We start from the raw sequence: 23620 nt of genomic DNA on the forward strand, positions 1-23620 counted from the left end.
TACATTTCTTTGACAATCCTCCGTAAAAAAGCATTTCCGTTTTTTTGTTTTATTACAAAAAATATGTAATATATTTGTCACAATGAAAAAGCTTTTTGAGCTTAAGGACTAAATTGCAAAACAATAATTGTCATTTTTTCCAGCCTAATGTAACGAAATGAGAAACTAATACGTTATGATTGATATAGTATGGTCCAACTTTTTAATTAAATCGTATAAGTGAGTCAAAAAATAAGCGCTTTAATTATTACATACAACGAAGAGGATAATATTAGCGAAGTTCTTAAAAGTTTAGAATTTGCCGACGAAATCATTTTAGTGGATTCGTTCAGTACCGATCGTACCCTGGAACTTGCCCGATTGCATCCTAAAGTAAAAATCTATCAAAATAAGTTCGAAGATTTTACCAAACAGCGGAATTTGGCATTGACATACGCCAGTAACGACTGGGTGCTATTTTTGGATGCGGATGAACGCCTGACTAAGGCATGCCAGACTGAAATAGTGGAGACCATCAATGACCCACAAGCGAAAGACGCATATTATATGTATCGCTTATTTTTCTTTTGCGGTGAGCGGATCAATTTTTCCGGAACACAAAACGACAAGAATTTCCGTCTCTTCAAAAAGGGTAAGGCTACATACGACAGCAAGAAGAAGGTCCACGAGACATTGATAGTCAACGGTACGATTGGTAGTTTAAAAAATAAAATATGGCATTATTCTTTTGCTGATTATGCATCTTACAAAGAGAAAATGGTTCATTATGGAGCGCTTAAAGGCAAGGAGCTCTATGCGAAAAACAAACGTTATTCGCTATTGAGTCACCTGGCAAAAGTGTCCTTTAAATTTTTTAAGGCATACTTTTTGAAACTAGGTATTCTTGACGGAAGACGAGGATATCAACTTTGCTACTTACAGAGTCTCAGCGTACATGAAACTTTTATGTCGTTGAAAAGAGAAGAAAAAAAATGAAGATTTGTATTATAAGCTTTGATTACTGGAATTACGACCACCATATTGTAAAGAAGTTACAAGAAAAGGGTATTGATGCCTCTCATATTAATATGGGATCCTATCGGTACAAAAGTTTCGGTGAACGGTTCCGCAATGCCCTGAGCAAAATCTTCCTAAACAAAAACATCAAGCACATCAAACGTCAACAATATGTGCTTGATTCGCTGGCTAAGCTCGGCCCTCAGGACAAGATCCTTGTACTCAATCCCCATAATTTGGACTATGAGACCATTAAGCAAATCAAATCTTATACTCCATATCTGATTTCCTATCTATACGACAATCTAGAGCGTTTTCCTGTAGAAGACAAATTGGATCTGTTTGATAAGATCTATTCATTTGAAGATAAGGATGTAAAAAAATATGGTTTTGAGAAGATCACCAATTATAACTATCTTTCTGATCAGCCTCTTCAATGCGATACGATTGAAAACGACTTATTCTATATAACATCTTATGACAAAAGGCGCATTAAATTGCTCCGTAAATTAGCCTCTCGTCTCTCTACAATGAAAATAAAAAGCAAAATTATCGTCGTGGGGAAACAGGTATGGAAAGAGAAATTACGCAATTTTATACTCAAACCCTCTGGCTATAAATTGATTGAATTTAAAGATAAGCCGTTAGATGGAAACATTGTTCTAGAGGAATATAAAAAATCCAAAGTTATTATTGATTTAATGCGTGATGGGCAGGAAGGCCTAAGCTTCCGCATTTTTGAAGCAATGGCTTTTGAGAAAAAGATTATTACTGATAATGTATCGATACAAACATATGACTTCTATAATTCAACGAATTATTTGATAGTTAACTATGATCTTTCTAATATCGAAGATCAATTTTTTACTCTTTCATATCAAAAGATTTCCAAAAACCTATATCAAAAATACTCGCTTAATCATTGGGTGAACCACGTTTTCGGGATTTCTTCAACAACAGATGATTTTTCAAAAATTGTCTATCCTCCATTGAATATCTCCAACTAATAAAGTTGGATCAATTTTCTAAAATTCGATAAATCCAGTTGTCAAAGTTATACTTGTTCAATATCTCGGTATTAATTGGACTGTATGGTATATTTAGAAATTCGCTTAAAGTACGCTCTTCATGATTTAGGACATAGATATTATGTGGATGATAGAAGTCATAGTTCATTACTTCCTTATTATTGGTAATTAATTTTCGACCATAACCAATTGCTTCAAAAACTCGAAAAGACAACCCATTATGAGCATCCACCAAAAAATCTACAAATATTTCGTTTTGTAAAGCTAAATTTATGTTTTCCTGATATGTAAGCGGATTATTAATAAAGTTGATCCCATCTATATGATATTCCTTAGCCATATCTTTCTCACCCGTATATAAATAGAAATTGGGAGCACCGTTGTTTTGAATTATAAGTTGGATCGTATCGGAAATTTGCTGCCATCTTACTTTCATAAAAGTTCCCACGAAAAAGAACGTAGACGGCTTGGGTTTTATTTCAATATTATCTAAATGCCCAAAATAGAAATTAGTAGTCGCTATAAATCTTTCGTCTTCCTGCTCTGCATCTTTACTATCGAAAACAAAAAAACGATCAAACTTGTATACAAGTTTCTTTACAGCTGGGTAACGGTTAACACCATCCCATTGATAAGCGATCATCTTATTTGTTTTCATCTTAATTTGATCAATCACTTCCTCAGGATATATATCAGCGCGAATCAATAAACAATAATCTACTTTATCTTCTATCGCTTGTAAACGCTTTACAACCTCAACTCCTAATGCTTTAAACTTCAATTTATTCTTATATCCTTTATTATTTAAGATAGTCTTATGATATAAATTCACCAGCCTATCCCAGATATTTCGATATTTAAAAACATCATCATCATAGCTAATATCAATAACCTCAAATCCAAGCTGTTCTAAGCGATTCACCAAAACTTCATATATACTGAACGTTCTTGGCATGCCAAGAATAATACTTTTTTTTCGATTAGTTTTCATACTTACCTCACTTGATTGATCCCAAAACTACCGCTTGATTTAAATAAAATAAAATAAAATTCTAAATTTGTTATTGATATTGACGATTTGTCTTTGATATTGTCGCGTTTATTTATCCATATCCGTTATCAAACAAAAAGAATGCAAGAGCGAGTGACGATAGTCTTTGGTGCCCCTGAGGATTTTGGTTTTTCAGATTCAATCAAAAATGAGCTTACCGCTATAGGATATGATGTGATAGATCTTTCTAAAATAAACAATGACTTTAAATATCCTAATTTTTCAACGAGGATCAATAATTTCTTTCGAAAGACAATTCTAAAGGATAAAAAATACAAATCAAAAGTTCGTTCTGAAGTCATCACAAAAAATTTAATTAAGGAATTGAACAAATATGATAAAATTCGTTATGCATTATTCATTCGACCAGATCTATTCCCCTTAGATTTCTTTAAAAGGATAAAAAATAAAATTGATACCATAGTTGCTTACCAATGGGATGGAATGGATCGTTATGTTAATGTCACGGATTATATACCATATTTCAACCATTTTTATGCATTTGATCCCAAAGATCTCGAAGCAAATACAAATATTACAGGCTGTACTAATTTTTACTTTTCAAGTAAAATACTTCAATTAGAATCGATGCAGGGTAAAACAAAAGCTTTTAGTATCAATTCCTATCAAAAAGATAAAATTACAGCGTTGATTGAGATAAAAAAGACATTGGAAGATGTATCTTTCCCTATCAATTTTATTATTTATTCAAAGAATAGTAGAGAAATAAAAGAAGCGAATAAATTAGGCTTCGAAACAAGCTCTCGCATGACGACCTATCAAGAAAATTTAAACCATGTTTTGAACTCTTCCTTATTAATAGATGTCCAAATACAAAGTCAATCTGGTCTGTCATTTAGAATTTTCGAATCTATAGGTTATGATAAAAAACTAATTACGACCAATAAAGAGGTTGCAAATTATGAATTTTATGATCCTAATAACATGCTAATTTGGGACAATCAGTCAACACAGGAATTTTTGAATTTTTATAATGCACCATATCGCCCTTTATCACAGGAAATCAAAGAAAAATACGCACTAGATAACTGGATAAAGTTTGTTTTAAAATTAGGCAACTTTTGCCCAATTACATTACCGAAAATCCTGTAACACGACAGCTTACTCATCTGTTATCAATAAAAACTACCCCCCTTTCTTACGTCCTTTAAGATAATAAAACAGCTTTCTGTACCAGACATTGTAGTACTTCTTCCTTATTCTATCCTCAGAATGTACTCTATCAAACAGCCTCTCTATTCCATAATTATTGTTCTTGTATAAAGTATAGTGCTTATTATAAATATACAACCAAGACTCATCTGAAATATTTTGTTTCCGATTTTCATCGGTCATTGAATCTTTCGTATGTCTTTTTCGATAATAAAACAAGGGCTTGTTGATTTTGTAGACGTTATCAAATTGTGCCGTCATTCGGATCCACATCTCCCAATCTTCGGCAAATTTTAGATTTGTATCATATAGGCCGATGGTCTTAAGATTCTCACTTTTCATCATGGCAGTTGCCGTAAAACAATTTGTCCATAATATGGATTCCTTAGAATAATCCCAAGATTCCATAAGGCCTGTCTCTCGTTCAAAAAGTTGAGTTTGAGTGTATACAATATCTAACTGGCTATTATTGTGATACTGTTCTACACAAGAGGCGACATAAGTAGCATCTAATAAATCATCGGCATCAAGAAAAACAAGATACTCACCAGTTACATATTTAAATCCGTAATTTCTTGTCGCGGGCAATCCCTCATTATTTTTTGAAAGGACCTTTATATTGGGATAAGCTTCAGCAAATTCCTTGACAATATTTAACGTATTATCGGTAGAACCGTCATTGACAACAATCACTTCAATATTTTTATATATTTGGTTAATGACAGATTCTAGGGTCTCTATCACTGTCTTTTCAGCGTTATATGCGGGTATAACGATACTCACTAAATCTTTTTGAAACATCGGGATTATAAACTAAATAATATGCGATAAATTCTAGTTATTATCGTTGACAAAGTTAATATTTTTTTACTTCAATCACTTCATAATACGTCTATTTTGACTCATCTTTTCTACCAATCTACCATTTTTTTTGTATTTTGCCCTCGTAACAGGCTTGATCATACTTTATGCAAAAAACCAAAAAATGGCTTCAGACAATTACCTCCATCTTGAAGTATCCATCTATTATAAAGAAAATAAATAAATCGAAAACTTCAGTTTATTGTTTCTTCCCCGTTTATCACATTGGAGGAGCAGAGCGCGTGCATTTAGATATTTTAAATTCCATAAAAGACCAAAATCCAGTTTGTTTTATTACTGAACACTCTACCAGCAACGACTTTAAAAATGAGTTTACAAAACATGCTATGCTTATTGAATTGTTTCGTTGGTCCAAGAAAACAAGCTTCAAAAAACATATTGCAAAAAAAATTGCATTCAAAATAAACAACACACCAAATGCTGTCGTATTTGGATGCAATAGCCATCTTTTTTATTATCTATTGCCATTCTTGTCTCCAAATGTCAAAAAGATAGATCTAATCCATTATTTTATCGGGGATCATTCTTTTGAAGAGATATCCTTGCCTTTAGTTCCTTTATTGGACAACAGGGTCGTTTTAGGACCAAAACATTTAGAACAATTAACATCTTATTATGTCCAAAAGAATGTCGATCGGAAGTATGCGGAAAGAATAAAAATTATTTCAAATCAAGTCGAAATTCCATCAATTCCAGCAGACAAAAATTTCAAAAATGATTTGCGTATACTATTCATTGCAAGGAATGCTCCCGAAAAACGTGTACCTGTGTTTCTAGAGATAGCTCGTAGAAGTGAGGAATTAAATCTCCCCTATAAATTTGCAATGATTGGCGATTTTGAAAATTATCAGCATCAATCGACCAAGAATATACAATTCATCTCCAGAATAGCAGATAAATCGCTATTAAATATTGAGTATGCCAAGAGCCATTTCGTTATGTTAACATCGAGTTTCGAAGGTTTTCCCATGGTCTTATTAGAAGGGATGGCCTTAGGCAATATTCCAATAATAACAAATGTCGGAGAAGTTGCAGGTAAAATCAATGAGACAACTAACACTGGATTTATCATAGAAAATTATTCAGAAGAGGAATCTCTCGTTAGGGACTTTATCGATAAATTGAAGTTTATTGCGAACCATCGCGAATTACTACCCATTATATCTCAAAATTCAATTGAGATCGTAAAAAACGACTTCAATTATGAATTATTTAAAAAGAACTACAGAAATCTGCTATTAGCAAATATTCCCAATGCTCAATAATTTCTTTTAAAATGAATTCACAACACCCTCTGGTAACGGTCTTTATGGCCGCATATAATACGGAGAAGTACATTTCATTAGCAATACAAAGCATTCTGAATCAGACTTATTCAAACTTTGAGCTGCTAATCATCGACGATTGCTCGACAGACAATACTTTGTATGAGATTAAAAAGTTCGAAGACAGCAGAATCAGATTGCTGCAAAATGGGTGTAATCAAGGTGTTGTTATCACCAGAAACAGAGCATTAGCAGAAGCTAATGGAGCATTTATCGCTGTCATGGACAGCGATGATATTGCCGTTCCAGATCGGATTGAATCCTTATTAAACGAATTTAAAGCTCACCCCGAGTATGCCTTAATAGGTGGTCATGCAGACGTCATAGACCCCTACGGAATACCGACGGGGCAACAATTTACGGTAGAAACAGAACCTAGCTTACTCCGGTATCGTCTACTTTTGGGAAACAATTTCACTCATTCTTCGATCATGATGAGAACTGAAGTATTTAGAGAGTTTAATGGATATCGCACTCCTCTTGCTGAGGATTACGATTTATTTTTGCGGATTTCAACAAAATATCCTGTCGGCAACCTTGACAAAGTCCTAATTTTTTACCGTGATCATGCTTCAGGAATATCAAAGAAATATGCACAGGATCTCTACAATCAAGTCTTACCTATAAAAGAAAATATTCTACGCAGTCTCCGCCTGCCTGCTGACATCAGTTACCAAAAAATGATCACTCATCCCATCAATTGGGACGAAATCAATATCGCCGCATACAAGAAACTCCATGCTGACCTGCTCGATCGAATCTATGCGCCTCCTCATTCATCGTCAACCCATGCTAAACGGTTTATTTTCCAACGATGGTATGAAGTAATCATGAACAACGGAGGAAAAATGACAATTTTCTATTTCTTCAACAGGCCATTTTTTGGCTGGCGGTATTTCACAGCAAAACAATTCCGAAGAGCGTTAAAAAATTCTGTTAAAAATTTATTTAAATAAAATGAAAATAGTAAAATTCTTAGGTGGATTAGGCAATCAACTATTTCAATACGCTTTCTTATTAGCACTGCACCAAAAGTTTAAAACAGTAAAAGCTGATCTTAGTGACTTCAAAAGTTATCAATTACATAATGGGTTCGAATTAAATACTATTTTCAATATAAATCTCCCCCAAATCAACTCCTTTGAACACAAGCTCTATTTAAGAAATAATAACAAATGGATCTGGAGAAAATTGAGGCAGATCTATAACACAACAAATGCATACATTGAAGAATCACCGGAGTTTGCCTATTCTCAAAAGATCTTTGAAGATCATGAAAATCGTTACTACTGGGGGTATTGGCAGCACATACATTACCTTAACAGAGTAGAAGATCTCCTTCGGCAAACCCTTCAATTCCCGCCATTTGAAAATAGCGAGAATATCCGTATTCAAAATTTAATTCACAAGGAAAACGCAGTCTCATTGCATGTCCGTAGAGGAGATTATCTACTAGAACCTCTTTTTAAAGATATTTGTACGGAAGACTACTATAGAAAAAGTATAGAATACATTGAGGAAACACAGGATTCACCTGTATTTGTCATATTCTCCAACGACATTCTTTGGTGTAAATCTCAATTTAAAGATATAAATGCAATTTTCGTCGATCACAATATTGGCCTCAATAGTTTTCGGGATCTACAGCTTATGTCTTTGTGTAAACATCACATTATTGCCAATAGCAGCTTTAGTTGGTGGGGAGCTTGGTTAAATGGTAATCCAGACAAAGTTGTCGTTTCTCCTAAAAAATGGATCAACAACACTTCAATAGATACTTCTGGATTGATTTTATCTGAATTCATTACCTTTTGATGTAAAAGTACTCTTTCTCTTCCGTACATTTTATTAAGCAGATACAGCCTTGATAAGAAAACTTTAAGAAAACTTATTCATTACCTCAACCACTCGACTAATATCCGCTTCCGTGTGGCCATAGGAAATCGGAAGGCTAAGTATTGTTCGGTGAATTTCTTCTGAGATTGGATAGTTTGCGCCGGATAGAATCCCCTGCATCGCTTTTTGTTGGTGTGGAGCTATTGGATAATGAATTTCTGTTCCGATACCGTTGTCTACCAAATACGTTTTTAGTCGATCTCGCTCAGCATGGCGTATAGCAAAAATATGGTAAACATCCTCAAAACCACCTTCTACCACCGGAAGAATAAAATCAGACTTCAGTTCACTTCGGTAAATTGCGGCCAGCATCTGTTTATGTACAGTAATCTTATCCAAATACTTCAATTTTACAGATAAAAAAGCTGCCTGTAACTCATCCAGCCTAGAGTTGTACCCCACCTCATCAAACACATATTTAGCCGAAGAGCCGTAATTCCGTAGTGTACGAATAGATTTATTCAGTTCCTCATCCTTGCAAGTTATGGCACCGGCATCTCCCAATGCACCCAGATTCTTCGTTGGATAAAAGCTAAATGCACCAAAATCACCAAATGAGCCCGCCTTTTTGTCTTTATAACTAGCGCCATGCGCTTGCGCACAATCCTCAATAACCTTTAAACCATATTGATCTGCCAGTTGAAGAATGGGATCCATGTCACACATCTTTCCATAAAGATGGACAACTAAAATAGCTTTGGTCCGTGTTGTAATAGCGGGCTCAATTTTCCTAGGATCAATATTATAAGTATGTATATCGGGCTCTACAAGAACAGGTTTTAACCCAACCTGCATAACAGCGAGTATCGACGCGATATAGGTATTAGCAGGGACAATCACTTCATCTCCCGGTTTAAAGCCAAAATAACGTAATGACAGTACAAGCGCATCCAATCCGGAGGCCACCCCAATGCAGTGCTGTACATCACAATAGCTCGCAAAGGATTGTTCAAATTGCCCCACCTGTTTTCCCAAAATATACCAACCTCCATTCAACACTTCTCGGAATGCCGCGGTATATTCATCCATAAATTCTTTATTGACTTGCTGTAAGCTCTCGTAAGGGATCATGTATAAAATAAGGTTCGTAAATATAATCTGTTGCATCAAAGTATTCAGAAGCAAGTACCATGAGGATAGCGTCTTCTGAAAAATCGAACATCTGGTGCCAATCTTTAGGTTCCAAAATAAGGCATTGATCTGGTGAATTCAATTCGAAAACGCGCTCATTGGTTCCATCCTGATTATAAATAGCACAGCTCCCTTTCAGGCAGATCGCAGCTTGGACCGTTTGATGATGTCGATGTCCGCCGCGGGTGGATCCATCTACCCCATAAATGTAAAATATCCGACGCACATCGAAAGGAATAACTTTTTCTATCACCGTTAAATGCCCACGATCATCGGTGAATGTTTTTAGGTCAATCTGATAAGCCATTATCTTAAAAAATAGGATTTGTGATAGTATTCTCTAAATTTGCCGAGTGCATATAATTTAAACATACGGCGCAGTGAAGTTCTGATACGTGGAATTTCATTGATTTCATGCGAAACAATCTTACGCGATAATGCTTTGATCTCCCGGTCAGCACATGTTAACATCTTGATATATGGCTTGTAGAGAAATTCGATGTCATTATCGTTTAATGTATAGTAGTTAGATAGTGTAAAAGAATTCTTCTCTGCATATTTTAATCCATGAAAGTGATAAAATATCACTGGAAACAACTGTTGGCTCGAAAGCTCCCTTCCCCAAACTTGCCCTATTTTATGTTCGAATTCATATTGCTGAACATTCCAGGGCGCAACTCCGCCACCGAGATGCTCCAATACATGTATCCCAGTAAATTTCGATGTCCACACATCCAAATATTTTTGATCCCCAAATCGTCCAGGCTCTCTCCGATTATAGCACCACTCGATACAGGCTGCACGCCACCATTCCAAGACTGCTATTCCCTCAGGTGAGTTTTTAAAGTAAACAAACTGTACGCAATAAGTTCCGCCCGATTCACTATCTTCATACATCGCACTATACCGATGTGGGGTTATAATTACTGACGCCCCTTTAGCTTCCTCTATTAAAACGGCAGGGTCCGCATAAAAAAATAAATCGGCATCTAAATAGGTACAGTTTGACAGATCATAATTACGGATGCTATATAAAATAATAGACGGTGTACAGGTCCAACAATATTCTCCTACTGTACGTGTGGGTTTGACAGCCAATAATTGCTCATCTTCAAAATCCGACAAAGAGATGATGGTAGCATGAGACAGCTCCATACGCTTCAGAATGTTATAACATTCATCATCAAATGCAAAAATATAAAGATGAAAGTTCCTTACGCACTTTTCAAGCGACCGATACAAGGCCAGTCCGCGTGAAAGGTACAATGAATTAAATAAGGTGCAATAATTATACATATATTATATACTTTTTCAAAACTTCGTTTACGATTATTTGTATTCATATGCAAGACCTGCTGTCTCCCTGCCACAAACACAATGAAATGGAGAACAAAAACGTTAATAGTATAGAATCAAAAATTTTAATCATGAACAACAGTAAAAAACTTTATATCATCCGACATGCTAAAGCCGAAACCATTCCCGGGGTCAATGACTTTGATCGTGCATTGACTTCCGAGGGCATACAACACGCAAAACAGGTCGCAGAGAAACTTGCAGCCAAACTCACACTCGATGAAAACAGCATTGTGATCAGTTCGCCAGCTAATAGAGCCTTACAAACCGCCCGTGTTTTTTTAGACGTTATGGGTGCTTCATCATTTGATATTCAGATGGAAGAGTCTATTTATGAGTGCACCTACAAGCATTTGCTTTCAGTCATCAACACCATCCCCGATCATATTGATCATGTCTTACTTTTTGGGCACAACCCGACATTGACGGACTTGGTGGAATACCTAACCAGAAAGTCAGCTTATCTCCGCACCTCATCATTTGCAGAGGTTAAGATCGATGCCGGCTTTACCTTTCAAATGCTTAGTGGCAACTGTGCCGATCTTGTACAGATTGTTGATTAAAATATAGATTAAAGAACGATAGGTCCCGGAACATATCTCCTGAATAGTCCAATCTTGTAATAGTGACAACTGATGGCTAAAAAAGTCCTAGTCAATCTGGTCAATTTTTAAAAAAAAATTAAAAATATGATTCCAGCAATTTGACATATAGAAAAAGCCTTATGCAATTTCGACTTGCATAAGGCTTTTAATTCACTTTTTATCTGCTACAACGTTTATTTACTATCCCTGATATTTTTCATTGAAACCGTTTTTTCTACACCATCCATTACATAGAAATAGCCCAGCGCATTGCCCGAAATATTTCCCTGTACATTTGCCGGAACGGCAGACAGCAGCCCTTTCCATTTTGTCTCTTGGAATAAATTGTAAAGAAACTTAGCATATCGGGGAGAAATAGCAAATTTTGCAATGAATAAGCTATCCTTTTTGCTCATTTCATAACTATAAGTTGACGTCAGCAAGGTATTTAACACATTCGGCGCTCCGAACTTAAAACTGTAACTGAAGGGCGCTTTAAATACCGTAATACTTTCATTCGAAAGTTCCCTTTTTGGCAAAATCAACCATTTATTTGAGTTTCGCATGCCAAATAAATAAGTGGAGACCTTTACATGCCAATTCTGACGAGCATCCGATTTCTCTACAGGAATAAAAGATTTTTCTACTGGCACGATGGGAATAAGCTGATCTTGAGCCTCATATATCTTGCCATTTGACTCAATTTTTAACTGAAAAAGGTTGTTGACTGTATCTTTCAGATTAAATAAACTGCCTTTATAAAGGCCATCTCCAAGATCCTCAAATAGTATACTATTGGGACCATTAGTTACTGTCACTGCAGCGCCACTTATTCCCTCAGTCTTACTTCCGGACGAAGATATATTAAGTCGCTTCAGCGCTATATATTGTTCTTGATAGAGCGTATTAATTCCGCCTTCAACAATCATATCATAGGATTGATCCCTGTCAACTACAGGTTTTTCGCAGGATAGGAGAACAGAAAGGAAAAGAAACAAAATAATTATTTTCATGACTCTTAAAATCTAATTGCATAATTTATAGCCGGAACAATTCCAGAAAAGGAAGTCTGCTGAACAGCCGGATTGCCACTATCATCTTCGGAAAAGCTATAATAAAGTGGATTGCGCCGGTCTAGCACATTGTAGAGGCCGATGTTCAGCGTGTTCCGTCGCCCCGTTTCTCTTTGTTTTTTTGTTTCTAGATCTATTGAACAACTGATATCTAAACGGCTGAACAAGGGCATTCGATGCGAATTTCTATTAGAATAAATCGGAACGACTATTCCTTCATATTCGGTAAAACCCATAGGATACGTCAAGGGACGGCCGGACTGCACCGTATAAAATGCATTTAAATGCATAAAACGATTGATACTATAGGATAAGTTGCTTTTTAAAACATGAGGAATATCAGCATTTGCAACATATTCCTGACCTTTATTAATTCCAGCAATTGTACGAAAAGAACGAGACCAGCTATAAAAAAATGTACCATCAAAGCTTCCAATTCTTTTATTCAGTGAGAATTCCACACCATACATACGGCCATTCCCTTGCTTGACCTGCGTTTCGATAAAAGGATTTAAGATAAGCTGTGCATGATCAATCAGCTCAACTTGATTTTTCATCTTTTTCCAATATCCTTCTATGCTAATAGCTCCTTTATAGATCATTTTATGTATCCGAAAAGAGAATGCATCCGCGTATTGCGGTTTGATATTCTGTCCTGCAGGTATCCAAGCTTCCAACGAGGAAAATGCCAACTCGTCATTTTGTAGAAGTTGGAGGTATTGATACAGTCTATTGTAAGACAATCTCACACTATATCCTGAACCAAATCTATACATCATTGTAATACGAGGTTCCAGCCCATAATAGGCTTTCCTTTTATCGGCCTCTTCAGCCAACATTTTATACTGATTGTTATTCAGTAAGTAATACCTTCCAAAAGAAGTACTGGAAAATGCATTCACGCGAGTACCCAATACGACTCGGAAGGAGGAATCTATTTTCCAGTTAAACGAGGCGTATCCGGTATATTCATACGTTTGTGCTCTAAAAATATTATCCTCATTGTTGACATCCACGGGAGCAATCTCGCCTGGTTTAAAGCGATGAAGGGTAGCCTGAGCTCCAAAATCCAGTGTTCGCTCTAATCCCATAAAATAGGTAAAATCTGCTTTTAAGCTTTTATCCCTGATTTGCGTCAGCCAGGTTCTATTATCAGAAGATTCTGGCTTGCTGACATCCAGTTTGTTGCGATAATTACTAAGAATTGCAGAGATATTCATAAACAAACGTGGACTATGTACATAATTCCACCGCAACGTTGAAGTCCAATTACCCCAACGATTTGTATTTTTATTGAGAGCTACTACCTCGTCCTGTCCGACATACCCTGAAAGATAGATCTTATTCCGTTCTGAGAAAGCATAGTTCAATTTGACATTATAATCACTATAGGTTCCCTTGACATTAAATAACCGATACTCCGTATTTAATAGATTTGAAATGCTGGAGCGTGCTGTAACCAAAAAAGATCCTTTACCTCTTTTGATAAATGGCCCCTCTGCCCCTAAACGAGCAACCAAAAGGCTTGTTCCACCAAAAAAATGCATAGCCCCATTGTCGCCATCTCTTGTGTTCATTTCCATAATGGACGCTAGTCTGCCACCATAATTAGCAGGTATCCCATCCTTATAAATCTGCGTGTGTTTTAAAATATCCGAATTGAATACAGACGTCAGGCCAAATAAATGTGAGGGATTGTAAACAACAGCTTCATCAAGCAGAATAAGGTTCTGATCTTTTCCACTACCACGTACAAAAAGATTACTTCCTCCTTCAGTGAGTCCATTAATACCGTTTTGCATCTGCAAAACTTTTATAATATCTGCTTCACCCTTATAAAATGAATTATTCCGGAAGCGGGCCCAGTTTATTTTCTCATTGAGACGCTGTTGCTCTCTATCAGCAACAATCGAATCACTATCAATAACAACCTCTTTCAGGTTCATATCCATAGGTGATAGCTTAATGACAAGGTAACCATTTTCCATTTCGGGTGTAAAGCGCATATTTTTTGTGCGATAGCCAAGGTAACTAACCACACAGTCATGATTGCTTTTAGGAAGCGTCAATGAATAGAAACCATAGTTGTTACTAAAACCGGTTCTATTTTTTCCAGCAATTACCAGATTGGCGCCAATCAGACTCTCTCCGCTCAAACTGTCAACAACACGCCCTTTGATGGTGAAAGTTTTATCCTCAGGATAAAGAATCAATGCCCTGTTGATCACTGTAAAACCAATTTTCGAGTCCTTCAGCAGATACGCAAGAAGATCCTCCAGGCTGGATTTGTTGAAGTTCCTACCATAAACAATATTTCTGTTAAAGATCTGCTCATCATAGGACATAGAAATCCCGTAATTTTTATTGATTTCTGTCAAAATCTGAATGATCTCTTTATTTTTTGTATCGATGGAAACTTGCAAATCCGAGAGATTGCTTTGGCCAGATGATTTTGAATAAGTGAAAATAATCAGCCAGCACAACAAGAGAAAACGAGACAGAACAATACCCTTCATAGCAATACTCCCCAGTCTCTATTCGTAGATACTGTATCCTTTTTTACTCGCTTTCCATTTCACATTTAAAGTCTTGGAAAGAATCTGCACAATTTCATTCAGTGATTGGCCATCGAAATACATGCTTAGCTTCCGTGCTTTCAAATTGTCACCAACCACAACAATATGAGATTGAAAACGCTTTTCAAGATCCGAACAGATACTGTCCAGGCGTTCGTTGGAGTAACTGAGTTTCTGTGCTACCTTATAGTCATTTTCTAAATCATCGACGGTAACTTTTGATAGTACAGCGGTCTCTTTTTTAAAGAAGCCCTTCTCGTTCTTTTGCAGGATAAGTTCTTTTGCTGCAGCTCCTTTTCCACCGCTCAAAGCCACGGTACCTTCTTTCACCAGCACCTCTACATCCCCTGCGAGTAAATTAACTTCAAAGGATGTACCGATATCACGCACGTAATTATGGGTCAGTTCGACCACGAAAGGAGAGGTTCGGCCATGCCTTACGTCAAAAAATGCCTTTCCTTTTTTTAATTCAACAATACGTTGCTGATTAAATGTGCGTGTATTGAATTTTGCTTCTGCACCTGCATACAGCACCATGATGGAGCTATCGGGCAATAATATACGCTCCTGTTCGGCTGTTCCATATAATTGGCTCTCATACCCCACCCAACGGTCAAAGTTCAGGTAGCATGCAAATCCAATCATCAGCAACACTGCCGCAGCTACGAGTTTCATCCAAGGTTTCAAGATTGTTTTCATAGGTGTAGGCAACGTTACTTCATCAGTTGCCTGTACCCGATCCAAGCCTTGTTTAAATCTATCCCACTGGCTATTGGTATCCACATTTTTATAATGCTCCAGCACAATAAGGTCATCGGATAGCGTTCTGACTTCATCATATCGTTTCGGATTTTCCACATCCTCAGAAAGCCAACGTTCAAGCAACAGCCTTTCCTCAGCGGAAATAACCCCATCCAAATCTTTCTGGATCAAGTCATAAGGAATAAATCTTGACGTATTGTTTTCTTCCATATCTATATGATAACAAACTGAACTAAAAGTCCTAATGAAAAAAATAAAAAGCCTATTAGGAACAGCACATATGCTTCTCGCTTTGCCAATGCAACCCGAATTTTATCATAGGCAATGGTCAAATGATTTTTGACGGTTTTAATGGAGATTCCCAATTGATCCGCAATTTCTTGCTGTTTCATCTTATCGTATTTACTCATGAGAACAATTTTCCTACATTGTGGAGGCAACTCTTTTAATATACTTTCGATCATTAACAATTTGGATTCATATAAAGTCGCGTGATCGGTTTGGTCCGAATCGTCTGCCGGATTCAAATCCTTCAAATAATTCTGATTGTGATCCTTCAGGCGCTGGTTCTTTTTGAGGTGAGTAAGTGAAAGGTTGATGACACTCCGCGATAGATAGGCCCCCAATGATTGATTAATAGCCAGCTTTCCAGCATTCTCCCATAACATCATAAATACATCATTGGTCAGTTCCTCGGCGATAGCTTCATCTCTCAGGTACCGAAAAGACAATGTATATAATTTACGGAAATAGGCTTTATAAATAGTTTCAAAAGCATCTCTATCTTTATGAACTATCTTTTTGAGCAGGTCAACGTCGTTTGACATAGGACTTTGGTAAAGCTAATAATAATCGTATGTAAAAGTAATCAAATCCCCGGAGATTTCATCCAATCTATCTAATTTACAACGAATGAAGCCCAAGCAATAGCTTAACGTAAAAAAAAACAAAACGCCACACAACAAGTAAGTTTCAATTATATTTTTTATTTTTACGAAAAATCAAATTAATGTTAAAAAAATATTTCCTTGCGAGTTGTATTGCTTGCATTTTATTTTCTTGCGCTAAAGACAATTATCCTGAAACGCCAGAAGTAGTTACACCAGAAAAAGAAGCAATATCCTATAGTGATAAGTTGATTAAAAATATCAATGTTCATACTGAAGTCAATACGGTTAATATTTTTAAAGAAACACTAGTTGGAGTATATGACGAAGAAAACCATAAGGATTACCGATCATTTATCGATTGGGATAACGTTTTTGTGGATTCCGTAGTATGGCATATTGACGATGTTCTTCATTACAATACACGCACTGAGAGAAATCTGGCATATAGAGGGATTACATTCAACAAACCTGGTAATTATGAATTCAACCTTCTCCTTTATAAAGATAGTAAAGTTATAAAAAGATCTAGTTTGACCTTCAGAGCTATTGCAGGAAAAGATTTTTTTAATGTCAATTGGGAAAATCCACCGGCAAGTAACATTGTCGGACAGTCTTATTCCTACAAAAAAGGCTATCGTATAGATCAAACCTATGTGAAAGGGCAATATCCATATAGTTATGTGAGTCTTTATTATGGAGATCAATTTCCAAAACAAACTCCGGAAAAAGGAAAAGAGTATTTAATGGAAGTGGCACAAACGACGTTTGGTACACCTAAATTTGTTTCTGCACAAAATAAACAAGCCGAACTTGATGAAAAGTATATCATGCTTTTCAAAAACAAGTTGAATTACACTCCAGTAGCGATTTGGGAAAACGGAGCTTCTTCAATCGCCTTAGTAGGTTCTCCGAAAGATGCCATTGAAACTTATTTCATCATTGCAGAACCTAAATATTAAAAAATACATTAAAGCCTCCATTCTGGAGGCTTTTTTCCTACCTTCGTCCTATGGCGAATCAACTGCAGTTTGAAAACTCTCCTTACCTGAAGCAGCATGCGCACAATCCCGTGGATTGGATGCCTTGGGGAGCGGAAGCCCTAAAAAAGGCGAAGGAAGAAAATAAACTTATTATTGTCAGCATTGGCTATTCAGCCTGCCATTGGTGTCATGTGATGGAACGGGAGAGCTTTGAGAACTCGGCTATTGCACAGACCATGAACAAGTTTTTCGTGCCCATCAAAATCGACCGCGAGGAACGCCCTGATATCGACCAAGTATACATGCTCGCTGTCCAACTGATGACCAATGCCGGTGGATGGCCGTTGAATTGCATCTGCCTGCCCGATGGTCGTCCAATTTATGGCGGCACTTATTTCAAACCCCATGACTGGCAGAATATCCTGTTACAGATTGTACAAATGTGGGAAGAAAAGCCTGAGGTCGCTTTGGATTATGCCAACAAATTGGAGAATGGGATCCAACGGGCGGAGAAACTTCCCATCCATCCTATTCCCGAGCAATATACGCATAAAGATCTCGAAGCTATCGTTTTACCCTGGAGCGAAACATTCGACCAGAAAGAAGGTGGCTATGAAAGAGCGCCTAAATTTCCGCTGCCCAACAACTGGCTGTTCTTTTTAAAGTATGCAGTTCTTACGAATGATCAAGAAATCCTGAACCATGTCCATTTTACCTTGAAAAAAATCGGTTCCGGGGGAATCTATGACCAGATTGGGGGTGGTTTTGCACGCTATTCAGTAGACCACTACTGGCATATCCCCCATTTTGAAAAAATGCTTTATGACAATGGTCAATTACTTTCCCTTTATGCCGAAGCTTATCAACAGAATAAAGACCCATTTTATAAAAGAATAATAGAAGAAACGATTGTCTGGGCCGAAAGGGAGATGCTTGCCCCCAACCATGGTTTCTACAGCGCATTGGACGCCGATAGTGAAGGTATTGAAGGAAAATACTACTCTTTTTCAAAAGCCGAATTCGATGAAGTATTGGGCAAAGACGCCGAGCTATTTAGTCAATATTTTAATATTACCGAAGAAGGTAACTGGGAAGAAGAACATACGAATGTTCCCATTTGCGCCATTAATGCAGACCAACTTGCCACGAAGGTCAATATGTCAGCTGACGAATGGGCAGATTTTTTAAAAACTTCCAAGCGGAAACTATTTGATTATCGTGAACAACGCGTACGGCCGGGTTTGGATCATAAGCTATTGACCACCTGGAATGCCCTCTTATTGAAAGGGCTAATTGATGCTTACCGCAGTCTAGGAAACAATCATTTTCTGGATCTCGCCCTGAACAATGCACAGTTTATTTGCACGGAACTGATTCAGGATAATAACTCCATATTGCATCAGCCACGAGATGCAAACCGTGCGATATTGGGTTTTTTGGATGATTATGCTTTCACCATAGAAGCCTTTATCACTTTATATGAAGCCACATTTGATCAAAAATGGTTGACCATTGCACGGCAATTGGCTGACAAAGCAATCGGATTATTTTATGATGCGGAGCAGAAAACATTTTACTATACTTCATCCGAAGCCGAGGAGCTGATCGCCCGAAAAAGTGAAATCATGGACAACGTCATTCCCGCCTCCTCCTCCACGATGGTCCGTCAGTTGAAACGTTTGGGTTTACTTTTTGATGATGAGAATTATACCGCCATAGCTGATCAATTGCTGGCGAATGTATTTCCTCAAATCAAAACTTACGGCTCCGCTTATTCAAATTGGGCAATATTATTGCTAGAAGAAATATATGGGATCAATGAAATTGCATTGACAGGCGAGGGAGCATTAGCTTTTCGTGAGGAACTAGATCAACATTATATCCCAAACAAAATTGTACTCGGCGGCACGGAAGAAAGTCTTCCTCTCCTTGAGAATAGAATCGGAAAGGAAACAAAAGCATATCTTTGTAAAAATAAGACGTGCAGTCTTCCACAAGATTCCATAACAGCGTTAATAAATTATATTTAATAAACGGTAGCCTTAGGGCTCCAAAAATCAAAATCAGATGGCTATAAAAGCAAACGACGTCGTAGCATTGACGTACAGACTTCACACAGTAGAAAACGGTGAAAAAGTTTTCGTTGAAGAAACAACTGCAGAACAACCTTTAGACTTCTTATATGGTGTAGGTATGATGTTGCCTAAATTTGAAGAAAACATCGCTGACTTAAACGTGGGTGACAAAATTTCTTTCGAATTGGTACCAGAAGATGCTTACGGCGAAAAAGACGAAAGAGCATTCGCTCAATTACCTGTAGACATGTTCAAAGAGACAGGTTTACCTCCAGTTGGTGAAGTATTGCCTTTGCAGGACAACCAAGGAAACCAATTCCGCGCGGTAGTTGCTGAGGTAACTCCAGAAATTGTTATTGCTGACTTAAATCACCCAATGGCTGGTAAAACGTTAAATTTCGATATCGAAATCTTAACTGTACGCCCCGCTACTGAAGAAGAATTGTCCCACGGACATTCTCATGGTGTAGATGGAACGCAAGGTCACTAATCAGGGATCAAAATATAAACAGGAAAAGGGCGTCAATTGACGCTCTTTTTTTATTTTACTTAACTCAAAATATGTAACTTGTTTCCAAAACATCCTTTATGCCCACATTTGCCGAGAAAGTAATTACATTTAACAAACAACTTCACTATCACGGAAATCTTCCTTCCGATTTTAATGTCATCAATCCCTACCTCGATAACCCGGAGACACTAGTTGTGATGGGACAATTCTATCATAAATACTATCACGACAATCTAAAACGTAAATTTATTATCGGGATCAATCCAAGTAGGCATGGTGCAGGTGTCACCGGTGTTCCTTTTACCGATACCAAACGATTATACAGTGCCTGTGGGATAAAAATGCAATCCGCTCATACCCATGAAATCTCTTCGGTCTTTATGTATGATATGATTGAAGCCTACGGCGGGCCTGATATCTTCTATCAACAGTTTTACATCAATTCCCCTTTTCCGCTGGCCATAGTCCAGCATAAAAAGCCCAACAACTGGATTAATGCAAACTATTATGACAATAAGCAGCTTTTTGAAATGGTAAAGCCATTTATGGTGGAATCGCTAAAACAACATATTTCAATGGGACTGAAAACTGACGAAGTCTTCGTTCTGGGAAAGAAAAATGCTACTTTCCTCGCAAAAATCAACAAAGAAGAAAAACTATTTGGAGAGATGATTATTCTGGATCACCCACGCTATATCCAACAATATAAATCCAAGGACAAACAACTATATATAGACAATTATATTCATTCATTGAGTGGCTTATAAATGTTAGTAACTATGTTAATAAACTGTAATTCAGAACTAAAATTGTTAATAAGCATTACCCTCGAACGATAGACCGGATTCATATTACTTCGATCTGGAGTCCGTGTTATATACGGTATTCGAGGCCCCTTCGACTCCCATTCGGCCTTCATACGACACTTATTCGCCTCTTCTTCGACACTGCGCCCTAGTAATAGCGGCTTGAGAAAGAAGTCTTACCCTCATGGCTCCGACTTTAACTCGGACTCACCACGGACACATGTCGCTCTCACCACAGACTCATCTCGACTATGGTACGAAGCTGTATCGAAGCAGATACGATGCTGCATCGAACCTCCATCGAAGCAGCGGTTTTACACCCATACCAAATTCGAAAAAGATCCTTGCCTACGTCACTGATAAAAATATCCATGCAATTTTCATAATAGGCTTTTACTAGCTATTATGAATTTAATAATTGCTGGTAAAAGCCTATTTCAAATTCCTTAAAAATAAACAAATATTTGTTTATCAGCATTTTAATTCCCTAAATTCAACCTATGGCTATACTAGAAAACGGTAATCTGAAAGGCTTGGTTGGGAACCTTGTCTTTCGAAAATCAAATGAAAAAACTATTGTGCAGACTGGCCCAGGGCGTAAGACAAAACAAACGAAGGCCACAAAAGCAGCTGCAATAGATTTTGGTCACGCGAGTACTGCAGGATCCCGCATACGACATATAATGGGAGAAGTTCATCTCAAATTGCACGATAGCAATATGCACAATCGCCTGATCAACCAATTAAAAAGAGTAACCCGGCCAAACAGAGCGCCCGTGGGTGAAAAGACAATTCGAGGCGGAAAGATCGATCGGCTGGTAAACTTTCAATTCAACGACAAATGCCATATGCACGACTACATGCATTTCGACCCAGAAATAAAATTGTTGGATACAAAACAAATTGCCATACAATTCCCAAAATTTGACATGCAAAACGATATTCATCGTCCAAAATACTGTAATCTCATGAAAATAAATCTGATGATTGTGGTATTCAATTTCGAAAAACAGATCTATGTCCGTAGGCACAAACACCAGATTTCTTTATGCTTACAGGCAGATTCTAGAACTGTTGAATTGGAAGAATTACGGTTTGATGTGAACGATCAAGATGCTGAGACCGTACTTATTGGAATGAATATCGAATACTATGAAAGATTTCGCGAAGATTATTCCCTACTAAATAATAAAGAACTGCATCCCGCGGCAATTGTCGGTGCATTTATTATTGAATCTTAAAAGCAAAATATAGGCATGGGCACGATAGAGAAAGAAATACCTTAATTGTTTATTATTGATATCACCGAAGGGCGATTCGATTAAACACACTATTTCAATTTCTCAATCTCCTCAATTGACAATCCTATAATATCAGCTATGACCTTGGAATCAAAACCGCTCTTTAACATCTTTAAGGCTGAGATTCGTTTCTCGGCTTCAGCTTTCGCTCGCTCCTCTTGCCGACCTTTTTCTATTCCCTTTTTCATGCCTTTTTCCATACCTTTCTCCATGCCTATACGTTCCGCTGTAAGGCGAATACTTTCCGCATCCCTCTTATCCTTAAGGCTCAATTCGTATGCTTTCATATCTTAATAATCCTCTATTTCTTTAACTCTCATTGTAAAAGCTAATTTACATTATTTTCCCGTTGGTAACATCTTCTTTGGCTTCTTTAACCTCGTAATCGGTAAGATATCCATTACGTTCATAAAATTCCTAATTCAACAAATAACTTTCCGCTCAAACAAAGCAATAATACCTTCAAAAATCTGTTCAGCATTTGCATGTAATGCTTCCATCTTGACCTCTAATCGTTTTAAGGTATCGAGGTCGATCTCAAAATTGTCTTCGTAACGGGTTGAGCGGTATATATCTTCCAAAACTTGGAGCAAAACGATATCATTGTGATCGTCTTCATCAAACACGCCAGCATAAATAGAACTGATTTCCTTCAGATACAGATGATGGTATCGGATCGAATGCGTAATTCTCTCCTTTGCAACAAGCAAAAGCTCTAGATAACGATAAGTAAGCTCGATAGCTTGGTGCAACATGAAAGAAGCCAAAGAAAATTTTCCCGTTACGCTAAAATGGTAATATCCTTCTTTAAATTCATCTATTTTCTGTTGTTCCCTATTTTTCAAGGCAATGGCGAGCCCCTTACATTTTGTGAAATCAAAATTTTTGGGTAACGGCACAAATTCAGATTTTTCCTTGGTGTAAATGCGTTTTTGGGGCTGACAAGACGTAAACAGAAATAGATTCCCTTCCCTAATCTTATCCTTTGCTTGAAAAGCCACATAACACATTACTTTATATTGCGGATATTCCCGTATAGTATTCATAATCTTTGGAACAAGATCGCCTAAATTATTAACATACTTGTTGGATACAAGGATAATTAGTTCGTATGGCAATATTTCCCTTTCATAGGAATTCAGATAAATCTGCTCGATATTGTATTTGGAAGTTATTTGGGAGACTATATTTTCCAAACCCTCCTCCTTATTTAGTGGTTCCATG

The 23620-nt window shown here is 37.1% G+C and carries 23 protein-coding genes; 12 read left to right on the forward strand and 11 right to left on the reverse strand.

Going from position 1 to position 23620, the window contains the following annotated elements:
* Positions 1 to 219: 219 nt before the first annotated feature.
* Together G6053_RS26800 and G6053_RS26805 are read left to right on the forward strand one after the other, a co-directional pair.
* Positions 220 to 975, forward strand: a complete 756-nt coding sequence (locus G6053_RS26800; protein WP_206531826.1) for a glycosyltransferase family 2 protein — start codon at positions 220 to 222, stop codon at positions 973 to 975.
* Positions 972 to 2003 (forward strand): hypothetical protein, encoded by a 1032-nt coding sequence (locus G6053_RS26805; RefSeq protein ID WP_165309125.1) that lies wholly within the window; start codon positions 972 to 974, stop codon positions 2001 to 2003. Before G6053_RS26800 ends, G6053_RS26805 begins: the two co-directional genes overlap by 4 nt.
* Before the next feature lie 10 nt (positions 2004 to 2013).
* On the opposite strand, the gene G6053_RS26810 is transcribed toward G6053_RS26805, so the two are convergent.
* Complete coding sequence (locus G6053_RS26810) at positions 2014 to 3015, reverse strand: hypothetical protein (protein WP_165309126.1); 1002 nt, start codon at positions 3013 to 3015, stop codon at positions 2014 to 2016.
* Between the two features lie 141 nt (positions 3016 to 3156).
* On the opposite strand from G6053_RS26810, the gene G6053_RS26815 reads away from it, so the two are divergent.
* Positions 3157 to 4188: a hypothetical protein gene (locus tag G6053_RS26815; RefSeq protein ID WP_165309127.1), complete on the forward strand. Its 1032-nt coding sequence runs from the start codon at positions 3157 to 3159 to the stop codon at positions 4186 to 4188.
* 33 nt (positions 4189 to 4221) lie between these two features.
* Here the strand turns inward: G6053_RS26815 and G6053_RS26820 are convergent, their stop codons facing one another.
* A complete protein-coding gene (locus tag G6053_RS26820) occupies positions 4222 to 5049 on the reverse strand; it encodes a glycosyltransferase family A protein (RefSeq protein ID WP_165309128.1) in 828 nt (275 codons plus the stop codon).
* 167 nt (positions 5050 to 5216) lie between these two features.
* Between G6053_RS26820 and G6053_RS26825 the strand changes: the two genes are divergently transcribed.
* Genes G6053_RS26825 through G6053_RS26835 form a run of 3 tightly spaced genes read left to right on the forward strand, consistent with a single transcriptional unit; the run spans position 5217 to position 8270 of the window.
* A complete protein-coding gene (locus G6053_RS26825) occupies positions 5217 to 6395 on the forward strand; it encodes a glycosyltransferase family 4 protein (RefSeq protein ID WP_165309129.1) in 1179 nt (392 codons plus the stop codon).
* Between the two features lie 11 nt (positions 6396 to 6406).
* Positions 6407 to 7411, forward strand: a complete 1005-nt coding sequence (locus G6053_RS26830; protein WP_165309130.1) for a glycosyltransferase — start codon at positions 6407 to 6409, stop codon at positions 7409 to 7411.
* 1 nt (position 7412) lies between these two features.
* Entirely contained in the window at positions 7413 to 8270 is an 858-nt protein-coding gene (locus G6053_RS26835; protein ID WP_165309131.1) for an alpha-1,2-fucosyltransferase, read from the forward strand.
* A 63-nt stretch (positions 8271 to 8333) separates the two neighbouring features.
* Here G6053_RS26835 and G6053_RS26840 read toward each other — a convergent pair whose 3' ends face one another.
* From G6053_RS26840 to G6053_RS26850, 3 genes are read right to left on the reverse strand one after another with little or no spacing between them, the layout of a single operon-like run.
* The gene (locus G6053_RS26840) at positions 8334 to 9380 is read right to left on the reverse strand and encodes a DegT/DnrJ/EryC1/StrS family aminotransferase (RefSeq protein WP_241254850.1); all 1047 of its coding nucleotides are present in this window, start codon (positions 9378 to 9380) and stop codon (positions 8334 to 8336) included.
* Between the two features lie 7 nt (positions 9381 to 9387).
* On the reverse strand, positions 9388 to 9789 hold the full coding sequence (locus tag G6053_RS26845; protein ID WP_108635040.1) for an FdtA/QdtA family cupin domain-containing protein: 402 nt from the start codon (positions 9787 to 9789) through the stop codon (positions 9388 to 9390).
* Positions 9789 to 10637 (reverse strand): glycosyl transferase, encoded by an 849-nt coding sequence (locus G6053_RS26850; RefSeq protein ID WP_241254851.1) that lies wholly within the window; start codon positions 10635 to 10637, stop codon positions 9789 to 9791. The genes G6053_RS26845 and G6053_RS26850 overlap by 1 nt, the downstream gene beginning before the upstream one ends.
* A 272-nt stretch (positions 10638 to 10909) precedes the next feature.
* Between G6053_RS26850 and G6053_RS26855 the strand changes: the two genes are divergently transcribed.
* On the forward strand, positions 10910 to 11401 hold the full coding sequence (locus G6053_RS26855) for a histidine phosphatase family protein (protein ID WP_165309133.1): 492 nt from the start codon (positions 10910 to 10912) through the stop codon (positions 11399 to 11401).
* Positions 11402 to 11616: 215 nt separating this feature from the next.
* Here G6053_RS26855 and G6053_RS26860 read toward each other — a convergent pair whose 3' ends face one another.
* From G6053_RS26860 to G6053_RS26875, 4 genes are read right to left on the reverse strand one after another with little or no spacing between them, the layout of a single operon-like run.
* Positions 11617 to 12435 (reverse strand): DUF4249 family protein, encoded by an 819-nt coding sequence (locus G6053_RS26860; RefSeq protein WP_108635037.1) that lies wholly within the window; start codon positions 12433 to 12435, stop codon positions 11617 to 11619.
* A gap of 5 nt (positions 12436 to 12440) precedes the next feature.
* Entirely contained in the window at positions 12441 to 15011 is a 2571-nt protein-coding gene (locus tag G6053_RS26865; RefSeq protein WP_108635036.1) for a TonB-dependent receptor, read from the reverse strand.
* Positions 15012 to 15029: 18 nt separating this feature from the next.
* Entirely contained in the window at positions 15030 to 16043 is a 1014-nt protein-coding gene (locus tag G6053_RS26870; RefSeq protein ID WP_108635035.1) for a FecR domain-containing protein, read from the reverse strand.
* Positions 16044 to 16045: 2 nt separating this feature from the next.
* The gene (locus G6053_RS26875; protein WP_108635034.1) at positions 16046 to 16660 is read right to left on the reverse strand and encodes an RNA polymerase sigma-70 factor; all 615 of its coding nucleotides are present in this window, start codon (positions 16658 to 16660) and stop codon (positions 16046 to 16048) included.
* A 182-nt stretch (positions 16661 to 16842) separates the two neighbouring features.
* Here G6053_RS26875 and G6053_RS26880 point away from each other — a divergent pair, with 182 nt between their 5' ends.
* From G6053_RS26880 to G6053_RS26900, 5 genes are all read left to right on the forward strand, one after another.
* Positions 16843 to 17682 (forward strand): hypothetical protein, encoded by an 840-nt coding sequence (locus G6053_RS26880; RefSeq protein WP_108635033.1) that lies wholly within the window; start codon positions 16843 to 16845, stop codon positions 17680 to 17682.
* Positions 17683 to 17732: 50 nt separating this feature from the next.
* Positions 17733 to 19733, forward strand: coding sequence for a thioredoxin domain-containing protein (locus G6053_RS26885; protein ID WP_165309134.1), 2001 nt, complete (start codon positions 17733 to 17735; stop codon positions 19731 to 19733).
* A 37-nt stretch (positions 19734 to 19770) separates the two neighbouring features.
* On the forward strand, positions 19771 to 20268 hold the full coding sequence (locus tag G6053_RS26890) for a peptidylprolyl isomerase (protein WP_104383926.1): 498 nt from the start codon (positions 19771 to 19773) through the stop codon (positions 20266 to 20268).
* A 98-nt stretch (positions 20269 to 20366) separates the two neighbouring features.
* Complete coding sequence (locus G6053_RS26895) at positions 20367 to 21056, forward strand: SMUG2 DNA glycosylase family protein (RefSeq protein WP_165309135.1); 690 nt, start codon at positions 20367 to 20369, stop codon at positions 21054 to 21056.
* A gap of 539 nt (positions 21057 to 21595) precedes the next feature.
* Complete coding sequence (locus G6053_RS26900; RefSeq protein ID WP_108635030.1) at positions 21596 to 22336, forward strand: hypothetical protein; 741 nt, start codon at positions 21596 to 21598, stop codon at positions 22334 to 22336.
* An 89-nt stretch (positions 22337 to 22425) separates the two neighbouring features.
* Here the strand turns inward: G6053_RS26900 and G6053_RS26905 are convergent, their stop codons facing one another.
* Together G6053_RS26905 and G6053_RS26910 are read right to left on the reverse strand one after the other, a co-directional pair.
* Positions 22426 to 22683: a hypothetical protein gene (locus G6053_RS26905; RefSeq protein WP_108635029.1), complete on the reverse strand. Its 258-nt coding sequence runs from the start codon at positions 22681 to 22683 to the stop codon at positions 22426 to 22428.
* A 135-nt stretch (positions 22684 to 22818) separates the two neighbouring features.
* Positions 22819 to 23619, reverse strand: coding sequence for a HEPN domain-containing protein (locus G6053_RS26910; protein WP_108635028.1), 801 nt, complete (start codon positions 23617 to 23619; stop codon positions 22819 to 22821).
* Position 23620 lies beyond the last annotated feature (1 nt).

The organism is Sphingobacterium sp. DR205 (assembly GCF_011064245.1).
In the GTDB taxonomy this organism is placed as follows: Bacteria; Bacteroidota; Bacteroidia; order Sphingobacteriales; family Sphingobacteriaceae; genus Sphingobacterium; species Sphingobacterium athyrii.